Source organism: Devosia sp. Root635, assembly GCF_001427605.1.
GTDB lineage: Bacteria > Pseudomonadota > Alphaproteobacteria > Rhizobiales > Devosiaceae > Devosia.
The window spans coordinates 308,706-324,242 of the sequence record NZ_LMGZ01000012.1 but is presented as its reverse complement, the minus strand read 5'-3'; the positions used below and the strand labels follow the sequence as shown (position 1 = coordinate 324,242).

Here is a 15,537-nt window from a genome sequence, read left to right as displayed (position 1 = left end):
CCGACATCTGGCCATTTTCGGCTTGTGAGACTCCCGTCCCTTCGCAATAAGGGAAGCCTCTGACCCAAAGGCCCAAAAATGCCCGTCTCCATCGTCACCTGGAACATCAATTCCATCCGGCTGCGCCTGCCCATGGTGCTGGACTTCATCGCCCAGCATGCGCCCGACGTGATCATGTTCCAGGAGATCAAGTGCCTGGACGACCAGTTTCCGCGCAATGCCTTCATCGAGGCCGGCTATCCCCACATGGCCGTGCATGGGCAGAAGGGCTATCACGGCGTCGCCATCGTCTCGAAGTTCCCGCTGACCGATGTCTCATCCCGCGTGTTCTGCGAAATCCCCGAATCGCGCCACATCTCGGCGCTGACCGATTTCGGCCATGGCCCGGTCACGCTGCATGATTTCTACATCCCGGCCGGCGGTGACGAACCGGACCCCGAGATCAATCCCAAGTTCAAGCACAAGCTGGGCTTCCTCAGCGAGCTGACGAGCTGGTTCACCGATCCCATCTTCCAGCGCGGCCATCTCATCGCCGGCGATTTCAACATCGCCCCGCATGAAAACGACGTGTGGAGCCACAAGCAACTGCTCAAGATCGTCAGCCACACCCCGGTCGAGACCGAGGCGCTCAACGCCATCCTCAATGGCGGCCATGGCTGGACCGACCTGGTGCGCAAGCATGTGCCGGAGACCGAAAAACTCTATTCGTGGTGGAGCTATCGCAGTGCCAATTGGGAGCTGGCCAACAAGGGGCGGCGGCTCGACCATATCTGGGCCACGGCAGACGTCGCCGAACACTGCACCGGCACCGAGATCGTCAAGGCCTTCCGCGGCTACGCCAAGCAGCCCAGCGACCATGTGCCGGTGATCGCCCGCTTTGCAGGGGTCTAGTCCAGCCAGTCGTCATTCGCATTGAGGAAATGTTCCTCCCACTGCTCGGGCGGCACCGGATCGCCCAGCGCATATTCGAAGGCGCTGACCCCGGCCATGTCGGCCGTCACGGCGCAGTGGTAGCGGAAATGGAACCAGCGTCCGCCACTGCGCACGGCGCCATCGGGCGCGTCGAGCATGGTGCCGGCGACAGTGATGGCATCGAAGGCATAGCCGACCAGCGCATCGGCGGGGACCGCCGGGTCCGCCAGCCGCAATTGCTCCAGCGCTTCCATGTTGCAGAGCTGGATGACCTGCTCGCTGCTGGCCAGCAGCGGAAAATTCTTGCGGACCTCGACATTGGCGGGGTCGGCCAGGATGCCGCCGGCATAGAAATCGGTCGCGGCGGTCATGCCATCGTCAGCGCTGGCTGTGGGCACAGGCGGCGGCGCTTCGACCGGTGCGACCGGCTCTGGCGCCGGTTCGGCACCCGCAATGACTGGCGGGGGCGATGGGCGGATCAGTTCGACCGAAATCACCCGCTGCGCCGGCCGCTCCAAGGTGCGCGGCACCGCCACGACCAGCAGTGCCGCCAGCAGCCCGCCATGCAGCACGACCGATACCGGCAGGGTCCAGCGAACCGTCATGTCGGCGGGGTGAGGCATATCGAGAGGGTGCGCGCGTACTGACGGGGCCGTCACTGGCATGGCTTTGCGCCCTTTTGCGGGTCGGTCAGCCGCCCTCGCCCGCCTTCATCTTGCGGTGCGCCGGCTCGAGCGCGCCCAGATAATTGCCTAGCTCGCGCTCGACCCGCGCCACGGCGCGCTGCGCCAGCTCGGGCGACTGCTGCACCAGCTTGAGGAAGGCGGTGCGCGGCACGAACAGGGTTCGCGTGTCGGTAACGGCGGTAATGGTCACGGGGCGGGGCTTGCTGAGGATCAGCGCCATGGCCGACACCACGCTGCCCGGCTCGGAAATCGCATAGGGCTTGCCGGCCCCCGGCCCTTCCGGCTTGGCCTTGAGCGTGCCTTCGAGCAGCACGAACGCGCCCTGCGGCAGGTCGCCGGCCTGGTACAGCACCGCATCGGGATCGAAATGCCTGACATCGCCGGCAAAGGCCAGCATGCGCCGCTGCTCGTCGTCGCAGATATCGAAGAATTCGGCCCGGGCCAGTGCCTCGGCCGCATCGTCCCTGATCATATGCCCAATCCGGATGCGCCAACGGCCCCGCCGGAGCGAAGCCGCTTCAACCTATAGGGCATTTTCCGCGCATTTGTACCCGATTTTGCTATGGTCCACCGGGTTTGTCCCCGCGCCGCCCGGAGGGCCGTCGCGTTCGACAATTCACCTTTTCACCGTCATTGCCCGGCTTGTCCGGGCAATCCATCGCTCCGCGCATGCCGATGGATGGATCACCCGGACAAGCCGGGTGATGACGATAAACTGCAAGGCGCGAGGGTGGGCAGTGCTCCCGTGGCCCTACGGCACCAGGCGATAACCGCCCTCTTCGGTCACCAGCAGGCGCGCATTGGAGGGGTCGCGCTCGATCTTCTGGCGCAGGCGGTAGATATGGGTTTCCAGCGTATGGGTGGTAACGCGGTTATTGTAGCCCCAGACCTCCTTGAGCAGCACATCGCGGGTGATGGTCTTGGGGCCCTGGCGATAGAGATATTTGAGGATGGAGGTTTCCTTGTCGGTCAGCCGCACCTTGCCGCCGTCATTGGCCTCCAGAATCTTGGCCGAGGGCTGGAAGCTGTATTGGCCGATGGTGAAGACCACGTCCTCGCTCTGGTCGTGCTGGCGCAAGGCGGAATTGATGCGGGCCAGCAGCACGGGAAAGCGGAACGGCTTGGTGAGATAGTCATTGGCGCCCGAATCGAGGCCCCGGATCTGGTCGGCGTCGCTGTCATGCCCGGTCAACATCAGGATCGGGCTTTTATAGCCCTCGCTGCGCAAGACCTTGACCGCTTCGCGCCCATCCATGTCGGGCAGGCCGACATCGAGAATCATCAGGTCGATATTGTTTTCGCGCGTGGCCTTGAGCGCATCATTGGCCGTCGCCGCCTGCATGATGTCGAACTCATTGAAGCTCTCGAGCTGGTCAACCAGCGTCTGGCGCAGATCAGCGTCGTCGTCCACCAGCAGGATGCGTCGCTTGTTCATTGTTTTCTCCGGTCTTTTCGCGTCGGCCCCCGCCAAGGGTCACAATATTGCGACCGGTTTTTGGCCAGCCAATCACAACGGCGTTACAGGCATGAGCAACGAAGAAAAGCGGCGGGAGGTTGCAGTTCATCGGGCGACCCGACCAAATTCGTCGCAAATGACCGGCGCTCAATGACGGAACGGCAAGTTTGTCGCGCGCCACCGCCCGGCGCCGCCCATCCGGGCCTCCCCCTAGCAACGGTTCATGGAGACGCGGGCGAGGCCAAGCTGACAAATCCTGCCGGGGAGGCAGGTGCCGCTGCCGATGGGATCGGCGGCGTCGATATCGGTATCGACGATGGACAACCGCGCCCCGCTTTCCGGCGCGGTGAAGCGCAACGCACACTGAAAGCTGTTGGCGCAATCGGCCTGGGCCCCCGTGGTCAATTCACTGATCCGGATGTCGGGCTTTACCGCATTGCCGGGTTCCAGGTCCCAGTCGCGGTTGAGACCTGTTCGAAGATTGACCGTGACCGAGGCAAGGTAACAGACGCTGGCCACGGCTTTGGCACAGACCACGCCGCTCTTGCTCTCCAACGCCGCCAGGATCGTCCTGTCCGGCTCCAGCCTGCCCAGCGCCATGGCGGCCGTGCGGGCAAAGTTGGCTAGTGCCGAGCGGCTCCTGGGACCCCACTGCCCGTCCACCGGACCCGGATCGCATTGGGCCGCTGCCAGAAACTGCTGCGTCTTGAGGATGATCTCGCGGTCGCTCAACGGCGCTGCAGGAGCGGGCGGGGGCGGCGAAAGGGCCGGAGCATTGGCGACCAATGCGCGCAAGCGGTTGATGGCTTCGCGCACATAGGGGCTGTCCGGATAGGCAAACAGGAATTCCTGCAGCGCCGCGGCGTCGCCGCTCTCGGCAATGGCGCGCCAGGCGAGTTCGTCCGCTATTCTGGCATCGGATTGCACCGGCTGGACGGCGTCCGGAGTGAGGACCGCGACCTGCGACGTGGGCACGAGGAAAATCTCGTCGCCCGGAAGCGAGCCATAGACAAAAGGCTCCTGCCGGTTGTCGGTTTCGGCCATGACGGCGTCGCGGACGCGGCGAAACAACAGGCTGATTTCGAGTCCCGGCTGCTCGATATAGCGCAGCAGTCCTTTGGCGAAAGGCGAATTGCGCCCGGCACCATCCAGCGCCACGGTGCCGGCTTTTGCCGCATAGGCGACCAGCGTACCGCCGGCCGGCTCTATGTCACCCAGGCCGCGTGCCAGCGCGCGCGTTTCGATGCCGAGGCGGGCCGCGAACGGGTTGTTGCGGCAGGCATCGATCAGCACCATGCGCAATTCGGTGGCGCCGGCGACGGCCGCTTCCACCAGATCGATGGGAATCGCCTCGAAGCGCACGGCATGGTCGGTAAGCAGCTTTGCATCGACGGGGACCAGGTAGTTCTGCCGGTCGATCTCGATGCCGTGGCCGGCGAAGTATACCAGGGCCATCTCGGCGCCATCCGACGTTACCGAAAAATCCTGCAAAGCCGCGCGCATGCCGTCATAGTCGAGATCGCGCGCCAGCGTGACGTCAAAGCCAATGCGTTCCAGCGCGGCGCCGAGATCCGCCGCATCATTGCTTGGATTGGAAAGGGAACTGACGTTGGCATAGGCCGAGTTGCCGATAACCAGAGCAACTTTGGCGGAAAACGCGTTCCCGGCCGTCGCGAACCACAGCAAAAGGCACAGGACCAGTGTTTTCAAGCCGATCTCCCCCGCGGAAGATTAGCATGCCAGCAACTGTCGCGAAACGACAAGCTTGCAATTCTGTCATATGTCTTGGCGGTCCGCCGGAACATCTTTGGGGCGCGTGCCAAACAGCGCCGATCCGACCCGCACATGCGTCGCGCCCATGGCGATACCCACTTCGAAATCGCCGCTCATGCCCATGGACAGGCCGCTGACGCCGGCGTCGCGGGCCAAGGTGGCGAGGTGGGCGAAATAGGGGCCGGGGGGGACGCCATCGGGCGGGATGCACATGAGGCCGACGATATCGAGGCCGTGCACATCGCGGCAGCGCTGGACGAACGCCACGGTTTCGGCCGGAGCGATGCCGGCCTTCTGCGCTTCGAGCCCGATATTGACCTGTACGAAACAGGGCAGGCGCCGCCCAGCCCGCACCATTTCGGCCGCCAGCACGCCGGCAAGTTTGTCGCGATCCACCGTCTCGATGACATCGAACAGCGCCACCGCCTCGCGCGCCTTGTTGGTCTGCAACGGCCCGATGAGATGCAGCGTGATATCGGGATAGCCTGCCCGCAGGCCGGGCCACTTGTCCTTGGCCTCCTGCACGCGGTTTTCGCCGAACACGCGCTGCCCAGCAGCCAGGAACGGCGCGATCGCGTCGGCTGGAAAGGTCTTGGACACGGCCACCAGTTCCACCCGTTCGGGCGGAGCGCCGAAGCGGTCTTGGGCGCGCGCGATGCGTTCCCTGATAGCGGCGAGGTTGCCGGCAGCACCTGCATCCATGCTTTCGCCCTGTTCCTGTTGACCTTGAAGGGGATTTCTGGTGATGGTCCGGTAGCCAAAATCCCCCCTAAACGCAAGCCGTGCCGGACTTTACCCGGCGCCTGCGAATATGACCCCGAGGACGAGTTCAGTGAGCGGCGAACGCTACAATCCGCGCGAAATGGAACCCAAATGGCAAAAGGTGTGGGACGACGCCCGCAGCTTTGTCAGCTCCAATGACGACAAGCGCGAGCCCTATTACGTCCTCGAGATGTTCCCCTATCCCTCGGGCCGCATCCATATGGGCCATGTGCGCAATTATTCCATGGGCGACGTGGTGGCGCGCTACTACCGCGCCAAGGGCCGCAATGTGCTCCATCCCATGGGTTGGGATGCCTTCGGCCTGCCCGCGGAAAATGCCGCTATCGAACGCGGCATGAATCCGGGCATCTGGACCCGCCAGAATATCGAGGCCATGAAGGCCCAGCTCAAGTCCATGGGCCTGGCCATCGACTGGACCCGCGAGATCGCCACCTGCGAGCCGGACTATTATCGGCACCAGCAGGCTATGTTCATCGACATGCTGGCGGCAGGCCTGGTCACCCGCAAGAAATCCAAGGTCAACTGGGACCCGGTGGACATGACCGTGCTGGCCAATGAGCAGGTCATCGACGGGCGCGGCTGGCGCTCGGGCGCCGTGGTGGAACAGCGCGAGCTGACCCAGTGGTTCTTCAAGATCTCGGACTATGCCGAAGAGCTGCTGGAGGCGCTGGACGGGCTGACAGAATGGCCGGAAAAGGTGCGCGTCATGCAGCGCAACTGGATCGGCAGGTCCGAAGGCCTGCGCCTGCTGTTCGAACTGCTGGCTGATGACGCCACGACCGCGACCAGCATCGAGGTGTTCACCACGCGGCCGGACACCATTTTCGGCGCATCCTTCATCGCGCTGTCGCCCGACCATCCCCTGACGACGGAACTGGCCGCGGGCAATGCGGAACTGGCCGAATTCGTCGCCGAATGCCACCGCCATGGCACCGCCACCGAAACGCTGGAAAAAGGCGAGAAACTGGGCCTGTTCACCGGTTTGCGCGTCAAGCATCCGGTGATCGAGGGGCAGACCCTGCCCGTCTATGTCGCCAATTTCGTGCTGATGGACTATGGCACCGGCGCCATTTTCGGCTGCCCGGCGCATGACCAGCGCGACCTGGATTTCGCCCGCAAATATGACCTGCCGGTGGTGCCCGTGGTTTTGCCCGAGGGAGCCGATGCCTCCAGCTTCGCCATTGCCGACGAGGCGGCGACGGACCCCGGCGTGATCTACAATTCCGGCTTCCTCGACGGCTTGACCGTGGACGAGGCCAAGAAGGCCATTGCCGCCCATTTCGCCACCCGCAGCGTCCTCGGCCGGCCCCAGGGCACGGTGGAAGTCAATTATCGCCTGCGCGACTGGGGCCTGTCGCGCCAGCGCTATTGGGGCGCACCGATCCCGATCATCCATTGCGAGGTCTGCGGCACCATTCCGGTGCCCAAGAAGGACCTGCCGGTGGTGCTGCCGACCGACGTCACCTTCGACAAGCCCGGCAATGCGCTCGATCACCATCCGAGCTGGAAGCATGTCAACTGCCCGCAATGCGGCGGCGCGGCCCGGCGCGAAACCGACACCATGGACACATTCGTCGATTCCTCGTGGTATTTTGCTCGCTTCACCGCGCCCGACGCTGATACGCCGACCATTCCCGCCATTGCCGACCGCTGGCTGCCGGTGGATCAGTATATCGGCGGCGTCGAGCACGCCATTCTGCACCTGCTCTATTCGCGCTTCTTCACCCGCGCCATGAAGGCGACCGGCCATGTGGGGCTGGATGAACCATTCAAGGGCCTGTTCACCCAGGGCATGGTGACCCACGAGACCTACAAGTCGCCGCGCGGCGAATGGGTCGCCCCGGCCGAAGTGGTGATCGAGGCCAATGGCGAGCAGCGCCTGGCCCGCCACATTCGCTCGAACGAGCCGATCGCCATCGGCTCGATCGAAAAGATGAGCAAATCCAAGAAGAACGTGGTCGATCCCGACGAGATCGTCGCCAGTTATGGCGCCGATACGGCGCGCTGGTTCATGCTGTCGGACTCCCCGCCGGAGCGCGACGTGCAATGGACCGAGGCCGGTGTCGAAGGCGCCAGCCGCTTCCAGCAGCGCGTCTGGCGGCTGGTGGGTGAAACCATCGATCTGGTGAAACAGTCTTCGGACATTGTTCACAGTTCCGGTGATGATGAGGCCAAGGCCCTGCGCAAGGCGGTGCATCGTGCGGTCCATACGGTGGGCGGCGATATCGAGGGGCTGCGCTTCAACCGCGCCGTGGCGCAGATTTATGAGCTGACCAATGCACTTGTGCGCGCCGCCGGGCTGGCTTCCGCCGCCCCGGCGGCGCGGATCGGCGCCCTGCAGGAGGGCGTGGAGCGTCTGATCCAGTTGATCGCGCCGATGATGCCGCATCTGGCCGAAACCTGCTGGCAGGCCCTGGGCAAGCCGGGGCTGGTGACCGATGCGCCCTGGCCCGAGGTCGATCCGGCCCTGCTGGTGGACGACACGGTGACCCTGCCCATCCAGGTCAACGGCAAGCGTCGCGGCGAAATCACCGTGGCCAAAGGCATGCCCGCCGCGGAGGTGGAGAAGCTGGTCTTGTCAATGGACGAGATTGTCCGCATTCTGGACGGAAAGACACCCAAGAAGATCGTCATCGTCCCGGACAGGATCGTCAATGTCGTTGTCTAAGCCCCTGCGCCGCATCGTTGCCGCCGGTATGCTGCTGGGTCTTGGGGCGGCGCTGGCCGCCTGCAGCTTCTCGCCGGTCTATAGCGGCGCCGTGGCCAGCCAGCCCATGCTGAACCTGGCCTTTGCCAAGCCGGGTTCGCGGCTGGCCCAGGTCATCTCCCAGGAGCTGGCACTGCGGTTCGGCACGTCGGACGCGGCCACGGCACCGCTGGCGAGCGTATCGGCGAGCTCGTCATCGCGGGTTGTCGGCCTTTCGGCGACGACCAATCCCAACAAGCTGGCGCGAATGACCGTCACCGCCACGCTCGTCATCGTCCGGCGAGACGGCACTGACGCCGCACCGATGACCTTCACCCGGACCGCCAGCGCCGAATATACCACCAGCGGCCAGGTTCTGGCCGATACGGCCGCCCGCGGCGAAGCCGCCGAGCGGGCTGCCAGGGCCGCCGCCGAATCGCTGCGGCTGGCCATGCTGGCCTCGCTCAGCCGCTGATGACGGCGCTCAAGGCGCATGAAGTCGCCCGCTTCCTGGCGCGCCCCGACCTAACCGAAGGCATTTTCCTCGCCTATGGCCCCGATGCCGGCCTGGTACGGGAGACCGCACAGCGCCTGATCCGCCAATTGAGCGGCGAGGACCCGGAAGCGGCCAGCGTGGTCACGCTCGACGGCGCCGAAGTGGATGCCGACCCCTCCATTCTGGCGGTGGAAGCCCGTACCATGTCGCTGTTCGGCGGCAAGCGCATCATCCGCGTGCGCGGCGCCGGCAAATCGCTGGTCATGACGCTGACCGAGCTGCGTGACGATCCGGCCGGCGCCGCCATCGTGCTCGAAGCGGGCAACCTCACGCCCAGGGATGCGCTGCGGGCTTTGGTGGAGGCGACAAAGCTCGGCCGCGCTTTGCCCTGCTATCCCGATAGCGACGAGACATTGCAGGCGCTGATTCGCGAGACCTTCAACCAGAACGGCATCCGCATCGATGCCGATGTGGTCGCCACTTTGCGCGAAATCCTCGGCAATGACCGCGAAATCACCCGCCGCGAGCTGGAAAAACTCTGCCTTTACGCGGCTTCCAGCAAGACCCTGACGCGCGAGGACGTGCTGCTGCTCTGCGCCGACAATGGCATGCTGGCCATCGACGCCATTCTCGACGCCACCGGCGGCGGCCACGCCGAAAAGCTGGAACTGGCGCTGAACCGCGCTTTGTCATCGGCGGTCGATCCGCAGCGCCTCCTGGCCATGTGCACCATCCATTTCGCCAATCTGCGCCGCTGGCGGACCGAGGTGGATGCCGGCAAGACGCCGCGCATGGTGCTGGAGGGCTTGCGGCCAAAGCCGCATTTTTCGCGCATCTCGGCTTTAGAACAGCAATTGCGCCTGTGGTCGGATGCGGCTTTGGCCGCCGCCAGTGACCGCATCCTGCAAACCACCGCCGATAGCCGGCGGCGCCCGGCTCTGGCCGAAGCCGGCCTGCGCCGCGCCCTGCTGGCCATCTGCATGATGGCCGCGGCGCATTGAAGTCGGCGTTTCACGTGAAACGTTCAGTCCCCAACCGTGGTCATTGCCCGGCCTGTCCGGGCAATCCCATGACACGGCAGGCGCTAACACGGATCACCCGGACAAGCCGGGTGATGACGGTGGTGGGTAGAGCCCGCGCGGTCCCTAGTTCGTAGACCCGGTCAGCCTGAGGCAGATGCCGTCGAGCTGTTCCAGCGTCTTGTAGCGGATTTCGAGCTTGCCGCCGCGCTCGCTATGCGCCAGCGACACCGAAAGACCCAATGCGTCCGACAGGCGGCGCTCCAGCGCCACCGTATCGGGATCGCGCGGCCCCTGGGCCGCGCTGGGCTTCCTGGTGCCCGCGACATCGCGCTGCTGGCTCAACGCTTCGGCCTCGCGCACCGAAAGCCCGCCGGCGACGATCTGCCGCGCCAGGCTGGCCGGGTCCTCGGCGGTGATCAGCGTGCGGGCATGACCGGCCGTCAATGTGCCGCTGGCCACCATGCCGCGCACATCTTCGGGCAGGCGCAGCAGGCGCAAGGTGTTGGCGACATGCGAGCGGCTCTTGCCGATCACCTGGGCCAAATCCTGCTGGGTATAATCGAACTGCTCGATAAGCTGGCCATAACCCATTGCTTCTTCAAGCGGATTGAGATCGGCGCGCTGCACATTCTCGATAATGGCAAGCTCGAGCGCTTCCTTGTCGCCCACTTCGCGCACGATGACCGGCACATCATGCAGGCCCGCCTTCTGGGCGGCGCGCCAGCGACGTTCGCCGGCGATCAGCTCGAAAATATTGGGATCTTCGCTGGGCCGCACCAGGAGGGGCTGCATCACGCCCTTTTCACGTATGGAGTTGGTCAGCTCTTCAAGCTGGTCGGGATCGAAGCTGCGGCGCGGATTGGCCCGATTGGCGATGATGAATTCGACCGGCAGGCGCTTCACCCCGCCCGATTCGGTGACGCGGGCGCCCTCGACGGTGGCCATATCGCCAATCAGCGCCGCGAGCCCGCGACCGAGACGTGTGGGTTTGTCGTTCATGTCGGGCTCCTATGCCGCATTGAGCTGCCGCTCGCGGCGGATCACTTCGGTTGCCAGCCGCAGATAGGCCTGGCTGCCGGCACATTTTAGGTCGTAAAGCAAAGCCGGCTTGCCATAGGACGGCGCCTCGCTGAGCCGCACATTGCGCGGGATGACGGTGTCATAGACGAGGTTGCCCATCTCCTGACGCACGTCCTGCAAGACCTGCTCGGAAAGGTTATTGCGCTTATCGAACATGGTCATCACCACGCCCTGGATGGACAGGCGCGGATTGAGCGTCGAGCGGATTTGCTCAATGGTTTGAAGCAGTTGGCTCAAGCCTTCCAGCGCAAAGAACTCGCATTGCAGCGGCACCAGCACCGCATCGGCGGCGACCAGTGAATTGACGGTCAGCAGATTCAGCGAAGGTGGGCAGTCGATGAGGATATAGCTCACCGGCCGCTCGTTGATGGTCAGGTCGCCCAGCTGCCTGAAGGCATTGCGCAGCTTGAAGGCGCGGTCGGCCTGACCGGCAATGGTCAGTTCCACGCCCAGCAGGTCCATGGTCGAGGGCACGATGGCCACATTGGGCACGCTGGTCATGATCGCCGCCTGCGCCACGCTGGCTTCACCCACCAGCAGGTCATAGGACGAGACGTCGCGGTCGGTACGCGAAATGCCCAGCCCGGTCGAAGCATTGCCCTGCGGATCGAGATCGACGATCAGCACGCGCTCGCCGATGGCGGCCAAGGCAGTCGCAAGATTGATGGCGGTCGTGGTCTTGCCCACACCGCCCTTCTGGTTCGCCAATGTCAGGATACGGGGCGCCACAATGGCCTCCAGCTCGTTCGCCGCTAACTAACTCACTGTTTTCGCACACAAATCTGTAAGCGTGAGCAGAACACCTTCTGCATCGGTGTCACTCCTGGTTACTACCACGTTAAAGTCCCATTGCGGAACCGCTTCCGCCAGTTCTTCAACATGTTCCCTGCCCTTATGCAGGATGGCGCGTGTTTTCGGGGCGAAAAACGGTTCCATCCAGCCGCAAAGCACCGGCAGGCCGGCCAGCGCGCGGGAGGTTATGACATCAGGCGGCGGTGTTTCACGTGAATCAATCTGGTCGCTGCGCCGGCCTTCCACGGCAACGACAAGCCCCAATTCCCGCGCCACCGTGCGCAGGAAACTGACCTTCCGCCCATTGGGCTCGATAAGAGTGAAATGGTGATTCGGGCTCTTGAGCGCAATGGCCAGCGGCAAAGCCGGCAGGCCACCACCGCTGCCCAGATCGAGAAAGGCATGATCGCCCGGCTTCAGCAGGGGCAGCACCTGCAAACTGTCGGCAAAATGCCGGGACCAGACAGCATCCAGTGTTTCACGTGAAACAAGATTCTGTACCGCCTGCCACTTTCTGAGAAGCTGAGCATAGGATTCCAGATCGGCCACGACATCGGCAAGTGGCCGGGTGAACTGCGCGGCATAAGGGGCAATGACGTCGCTGGCCGCCATCAGCCGGCCTGACGCAGATCGCCGCGCCGGATAACGGCGAGCAGCAGCGTCACCGCAGCCGGCGTCATGCCATCCATGGCCAGTGCCTGGGCGATGGTCTGCGGCCGATATTGCTGCAGCTTCTGGCGCAGCTCCATCGACAGGCCGGGAATCGCCGCATAATCGAGATGATCGGGGATCGGCTTCTGCTCGTCACGACGCACCGCGTCGATATCACTGCGCTGGCGGTCGAGATAAACCGCATATTGCGCATCGACAACCAATTGATCGATAATTTCCGGAGCGATTTCAAGTACTTCCGGCCAGAGTCGGCCGGTGTCGGCCGCTGTCACGTCGGGGTAGGACAACAGGTCGAAGGCCGAGCGCAGCTTGCCATCTTCATTGACGGCAATGCCAGCCTTGCGCGCCGCATTGGGCGAGGCGGTAAGGCTGTTCAGCAGGATGCGGCCATGGGTGAGCGCCGCAGCCTTGCCGGCAAACAATTCGCGGCGTTCGCCCCCGACCAGGCCCCTTTCCACCCCCAGCGGCGTCAAGCGCTGATCGGCATTGTCGGCGCGCAGATGCAAGCGGAATTCGGCGCGCGAGGTGAACATGCGGTAGGGTTCGGACACGCCGCGCGTCACCAGGTCGTCCACCATGACGCCAAGATAGCTTTCGGTCCGCGACAGGATCAGCGGGTCGCTGCCGGCAGCGGCGAGGGCAGCATTGGCGCCGGCCAGCAGGCCCTGCGCCCCGGCCTCTTCATAGCCGGTCGTGCCATTGATCTGCCCGGCCAGATATAGCCCAGGCTGGCGCTTCACTTCGAGGGTCGGCCGCAGCTCGCGCGGATCGACATGGTCATATTCGATGGCATAGCCCGGCCGGATGATAAGTACATTTTCCAGCCCCGGCATGGTGCGCAGAAAGGCTTCCTGCACCTCGGCCGGCAGCGAGGTGGAAACGCCGTTGGGATAGACCGTCCTGTCGTCAAGCCCTTCCGGCTCAAGGAAAATCTGGTGGCTGTCGCGATCGGCGAAGCGCACCACCTTGTCCTCGATAGACGGGCAATAGCGCGGCCCGCGGCTCTGGATGCGGCCGCCATACATGGCCGAGCGATGCAGGTTTTCCGAGATGATCCGATGCGTCTCGGCAGTCGTGCGCGTAATGTGGCAGGAAACCTGCGGCGTGGTGATGGCCGCGGTCAGGGCGGAGAATGGTTCGGGCACATCGTCGCCCGGCTGCGCTTCGAGCCGGGCGTAATCGATGCTGGTGCCATCGAGCCGTGCCGGGGTGCCGGTCTTGAGGCGGCCGAGTTGCAGCCCGAGATTTTCGAGGCGCGTGGAGAGCCCCAGCACCGGCTTTTCCCCCAAGCGCCCTGCCGGCGTGGTTTCCTCGCCGCGATGAATCAACCCGCGCAGGAAGGTGCCGGTGGTCAGTACCACGGCCTTGGTGCCGATGCGGCGGCCATCGAGCAGCACGACACCGCTGACTGCACCATTGCTCACTTCGATATCGTCGACCTCGCCCTCGATCACGTCGAGATTGGGCTGCGCGGTGATGGCGGCCTGCATGGCCTGGCGATAGAGCTTGCGGTCGGCCTGGGCGCGGGGACCGCGTACCGCGGGGCCTTTGCGGCGGTTGAGCACGCGGAACTGGATGCCGGCCGCGTCGGCAACGCGACCCATCAGACCATCCAGCGCATCGATCTCGCGCACCAGATGGCCCTTGCCCAGGCCGCCAATGGCGGGATTGCAGCTCATCTCGCCGATGGTGGCGAATTTGTGCGTCACCAGCGCCGTCGGAGCGCCCAGGCGTGCCGAAGCGGCCGCGGCTTCACAGCCGGCGTGACCACCTCCAACGACGATAACGGCATAGTCGCTCATGACCTGTCTCCGAAGGCCGTCTCAATAGGCCAATGTTTCACGTGAATCAATTCCGGGCACGTGGTGGGCGTGTTTCACGTGAATCATTTGCCGATGCAGAAGCTGGCAAACAGTCGGTCCAGCACACGCTCGGCATCCAGGCGCCCCAACAGTCGCTCAAGCGATTGTGAGGCGATGCGCAGGCTTTCGGCAGCCAGTTCGGGCACGGCCAGTTGCCGTGCGGCCGCGTTCAGGGCTTCGGTGGCGCTTTCCAGTGCCAGACGATCCCGCTCGCGGCTCAGCACGGCGGGCTCGCCGGTGGACAATGTCTCGCCGATGGCCTCGATGCGCTGCAAGAGGTCGGCAAGGCCAGCGCCCGATTGGGCGGAGACCTCGACATCCATGCCGGGCACCGCACCCAGATCGCGCTTGGTGCCGACCCTGATGATCCGGTCGCCTTGCCCGGCCATGGCATCGGCAATATCCGGCGCGTGCAGCCACAGGACGATATCGGCCTGCTCAATGGCCTGGCGGGCGCGGCGGACGCCTTCGGCTTCAGCCTTGCTGTCGGTGTCACGCAGGCCGGCCAGGTCCAGCAGGATATAGAGCTGGCCACCGATATCGAGCGGGACTTCGCGCACATCGCGCGTGGTGCCGGCTTCGTCGGTGACGATGGCAATGTCGGATTTGGCCAAGGCATTGAGCAGGCTGGATTTTCCGGCATTGGGTGGACCGGCCAGGGCGACACGGATGCCTTCGCGGATGATGCGGCCATGCTCCAGCGAGGCCAGGGCGGTGCCGATATCGGCGCGCAGGGCGGCGATGCTGTCGCCGAAGCTGGCGGGCAGGGCGTCGGCCACGTCGCCTTCGTCGGAAAAGTCGAGCCGGGCTTCGATTTCGGCCCGCAGGTCGAGCAACTGGTCGCGCCAGCTATCGATGCGTTGGCTCAGGCCACCTTCGAACCGGGCCAGGGCCTGGCGGCGCTGGTTCTCGGTTTCGGCCTCCAGCAGGTCGCCGAGACCTTCGATTTCGACCAGATCGAGCTTGCCGTTTTCAAAGGCGCGGCGGGTAAATTCGCCGGCCTCGGCCAGGCGCGCACCCTTTGAGGTGATGAGCTTGATGATGGCACGAACGCCGGCGGGCGAGCCATGCACCTGCAATTCGGCGCAGTCCTCGCCGGTAAAACTGTGCGGCGCCGGGAACCAGGCGACAAGGCCCCGATCGAGCAGAGAATCGCGGCCGATGGGCCGCAACGTCAGGCGCCGCGGCTCGGGGATGGAGCCAGCAATATCGAGGAGAATGTCCGACACATCGGGCCCGGAGAGGCGGATGACCGCCACACCGGATGGCGGTGCCCCGGAGGACAGCGCCACGATTGTATCGCCCGTCCGCATGATT

The 15,537-nt window shown here is 64.5% G+C and carries 14 protein-coding genes; 4 read left to right on the top strand and 10 right to left on the bottom strand.

Annotated elements, in window-relative coordinates:
- Positions 1–78: 78 nt before the first annotated feature.
- A complete protein-coding gene (locus tag ASD80_RS08245) occupies positions 79–891 on the top strand; it encodes an exodeoxyribonuclease III (RefSeq protein WP_056231216.1) in 813 nt (270 codons plus the stop codon).
- Here ASD80_RS08245 and ASD80_RS08240 read toward each other — a convergent pair.
- From ASD80_RS08240 to ASD80_RS08220, 5 genes are all read right to left on the bottom strand, one after another.
- Positions 888–1,517, bottom strand: coding sequence for a DUF930 domain-containing protein (locus ASD80_RS08240; protein WP_056231213.1), 630 nt, complete (start codon positions 1,515–1,517; stop codon positions 888–890). The two genes, ASD80_RS08245 and ASD80_RS08240, sit on opposite strands and share 4 nt — an antisense overlap.
- A gap of 85 nt (positions 1,518–1,602) precedes the next feature.
- Complete coding sequence (locus ASD80_RS08235) at positions 1,603–2,070, bottom strand: Crp/Fnr family transcriptional regulator (protein ID WP_056231210.1); 468 nt, start codon at positions 2,068–2,070, stop codon at positions 1,603–1,605.
- A gap of 279 nt (positions 2,071–2,349) precedes the next feature.
- Positions 2,350–3,033: a response regulator transcription factor gene (locus tag ASD80_RS08230; protein WP_056231207.1), complete on the bottom strand. Its 684-nt coding sequence runs from the start codon at positions 3,031–3,033 to the stop codon at positions 2,350–2,352.
- 231 nt (positions 3,034–3,264) lie between these two features.
- A complete protein-coding gene (locus tag ASD80_RS08225) occupies positions 3,265–4,764 on the bottom strand; it encodes a caspase family protein (RefSeq protein WP_162247334.1) in 1,500 nt (499 codons plus the stop codon).
- Positions 4,765–4,830: 66 nt separating this feature from the next.
- Positions 4,831–5,529 carry a YggS family pyridoxal phosphate-dependent enzyme gene (locus tag ASD80_RS08220; RefSeq protein ID WP_056231202.1) on the bottom strand — a complete coding sequence of 233 codons (699 nt, stop codon included), beginning with the start codon at positions 5,527–5,529 and terminating at the stop codon, positions 4,831–4,833.
- Positions 5,530–5,659: 130 nt separating this feature from the next.
- On the opposite strand from ASD80_RS08220, the gene leuS reads away from it, so the two are divergent.
- The 3 genes from leuS to holA are packed head-to-tail and all read left to right on the top strand — an operon-like array spanning position 5,660 to position 9,793.
- Positions 5,660–8,278, top strand: coding sequence for a leucine--tRNA ligase (gene leuS, locus ASD80_RS08215; RefSeq protein WP_056231199.1), 2,619 nt, complete (start codon positions 5,660–5,662; stop codon positions 8,276–8,278).
- On the top strand, positions 8,265–8,771 hold the full coding sequence (gene lptE, locus ASD80_RS08210) for an LPS assembly lipoprotein LptE (protein WP_082555143.1): 507 nt from the start codon (positions 8,265–8,267) through the stop codon (positions 8,769–8,771). Before leuS ends, lptE begins: the two co-directional genes overlap by 14 nt.
- Entirely contained in the window at positions 8,771–9,793 is a 1,023-nt protein-coding gene (gene holA / locus ASD80_RS08205; protein ID WP_056231194.1) for a DNA polymerase III subunit delta, read from the top strand. Before lptE ends, holA begins: the two co-directional genes overlap by 1 nt.
- 144 nt (positions 9,794–9,937) lie before the next feature.
- Here the strand turns inward: holA and ASD80_RS08200 are convergent, their stop codons facing one another.
- From ASD80_RS08200 to mnmE, 5 genes are all read right to left on the bottom strand, one after another.
- Positions 9,938–10,813 carry a ParB/RepB/Spo0J family partition protein gene (locus ASD80_RS08200; protein ID WP_056231191.1) on the bottom strand — a complete coding sequence of 292 codons (876 nt, stop codon included), beginning with the start codon at positions 10,811–10,813 and terminating at the stop codon, positions 9,938–9,940.
- Between the two features lie 9 nt (positions 10,814–10,822).
- Complete coding sequence (locus ASD80_RS08195) at positions 10,823–11,623, bottom strand: ParA family protein (protein ID WP_056231189.1); 801 nt, start codon at positions 11,621–11,623, stop codon at positions 10,823–10,825.
- Between the two features lie 27 nt (positions 11,624–11,650).
- The gene (rsmG, locus tag ASD80_RS08190) at positions 11,651–12,298 is read right to left on the bottom strand and encodes a 16S rRNA (guanine(527)-N(7))-methyltransferase RsmG (protein ID WP_056231186.1); all 648 of its coding nucleotides are present in this window, start codon (positions 12,296–12,298) and stop codon (positions 11,651–11,653) included.
- Positions 12,298–14,160: a tRNA uridine-5-carboxymethylaminomethyl(34) synthesis enzyme MnmG gene (mnmG, locus tag ASD80_RS08185; protein WP_056231184.1), complete on the bottom strand. Its 1,863-nt coding sequence runs from the start codon at positions 14,158–14,160 to the stop codon at positions 12,298–12,300. Before mnmG ends, rsmG begins: the two co-directional genes overlap by 1 nt.
- Before the next feature lie 83 nt (positions 14,161–14,243).
- Positions 14,244–15,536: a tRNA uridine-5-carboxymethylaminomethyl(34) synthesis GTPase MnmE gene (mnmE, locus tag ASD80_RS08180; RefSeq protein WP_413813368.1), complete on the bottom strand. Its 1,293-nt coding sequence runs from the start codon at positions 15,534–15,536 to the stop codon at positions 14,244–14,246.
- Between the last annotated feature and the right edge of the window lies 1 nt (position 15,537).

What these genes read in the sequence shown, in the direction of transcription:
- rsmG (WP_056231186.1), bottom strand. Translation starts at nt 12,298, where the DNA reads ATGGCGGCCAGCGACGTCATTGCCCCTTATGCCGCGCAGTTCACCCGG.
- ASD80_RS08230 (WP_056231207.1), bottom strand. Translation starts at nt 3,033, where the DNA reads ATGAACAAGCGACGCATCCTGCTGGTGGACGACGACGCTGATCTGCGC.
- lptE (WP_082555143.1), top strand. Translation starts at nt 8,265, where the DNA reads ATGTCGTTGTCTAAGCCCCTGCGCCGCATCGTTGCCGCCGGTATGCTG.
- ASD80_RS08235 (WP_056231210.1), bottom strand. Translation starts at nt 2,070, where the DNA reads ATGATCAGGGACGATGCGGCCGAGGCACTGGCCCGGGCCGAATTCTTC.
- ASD80_RS08240 (WP_056231213.1), bottom strand. Translation starts at nt 1,517, where the DNA reads ATGACGGTTCGCTGGACCCTGCCGGTATCGGTCGTGCTGCATGGCGGG.
- ASD80_RS08200 (WP_056231191.1), bottom strand. Translation starts at nt 10,813, where the DNA reads ATGAACGACAAACCCACACGTCTCGGTCGCGGGCTCGCGGCGCTGATT.
- ASD80_RS08220 (WP_056231202.1), bottom strand. Translation starts at nt 5,529, where the DNA reads ATGGATGCAGGTGCTGCCGGCAACCTCGCCGCTATCAGGGAACGCATC.
- ASD80_RS08245 (WP_056231216.1), top strand. Translation starts at nt 79, where the DNA reads ATGCCCGTCTCCATCGTCACCTGGAACATCAATTCCATCCGGCTGCGC.
- mnmG (WP_056231184.1), bottom strand. Translation starts at nt 14,160, where the DNA reads ATGAGCGACTATGCCGTTATCGTCGTTGGAGGTGGTCACGCCGGCTGT.
- holA (WP_056231194.1), top strand. Translation starts at nt 8,771, where the DNA reads ATGACGGCGCTCAAGGCGCATGAAGTCGCCCGCTTCCTGGCGCGCCCC.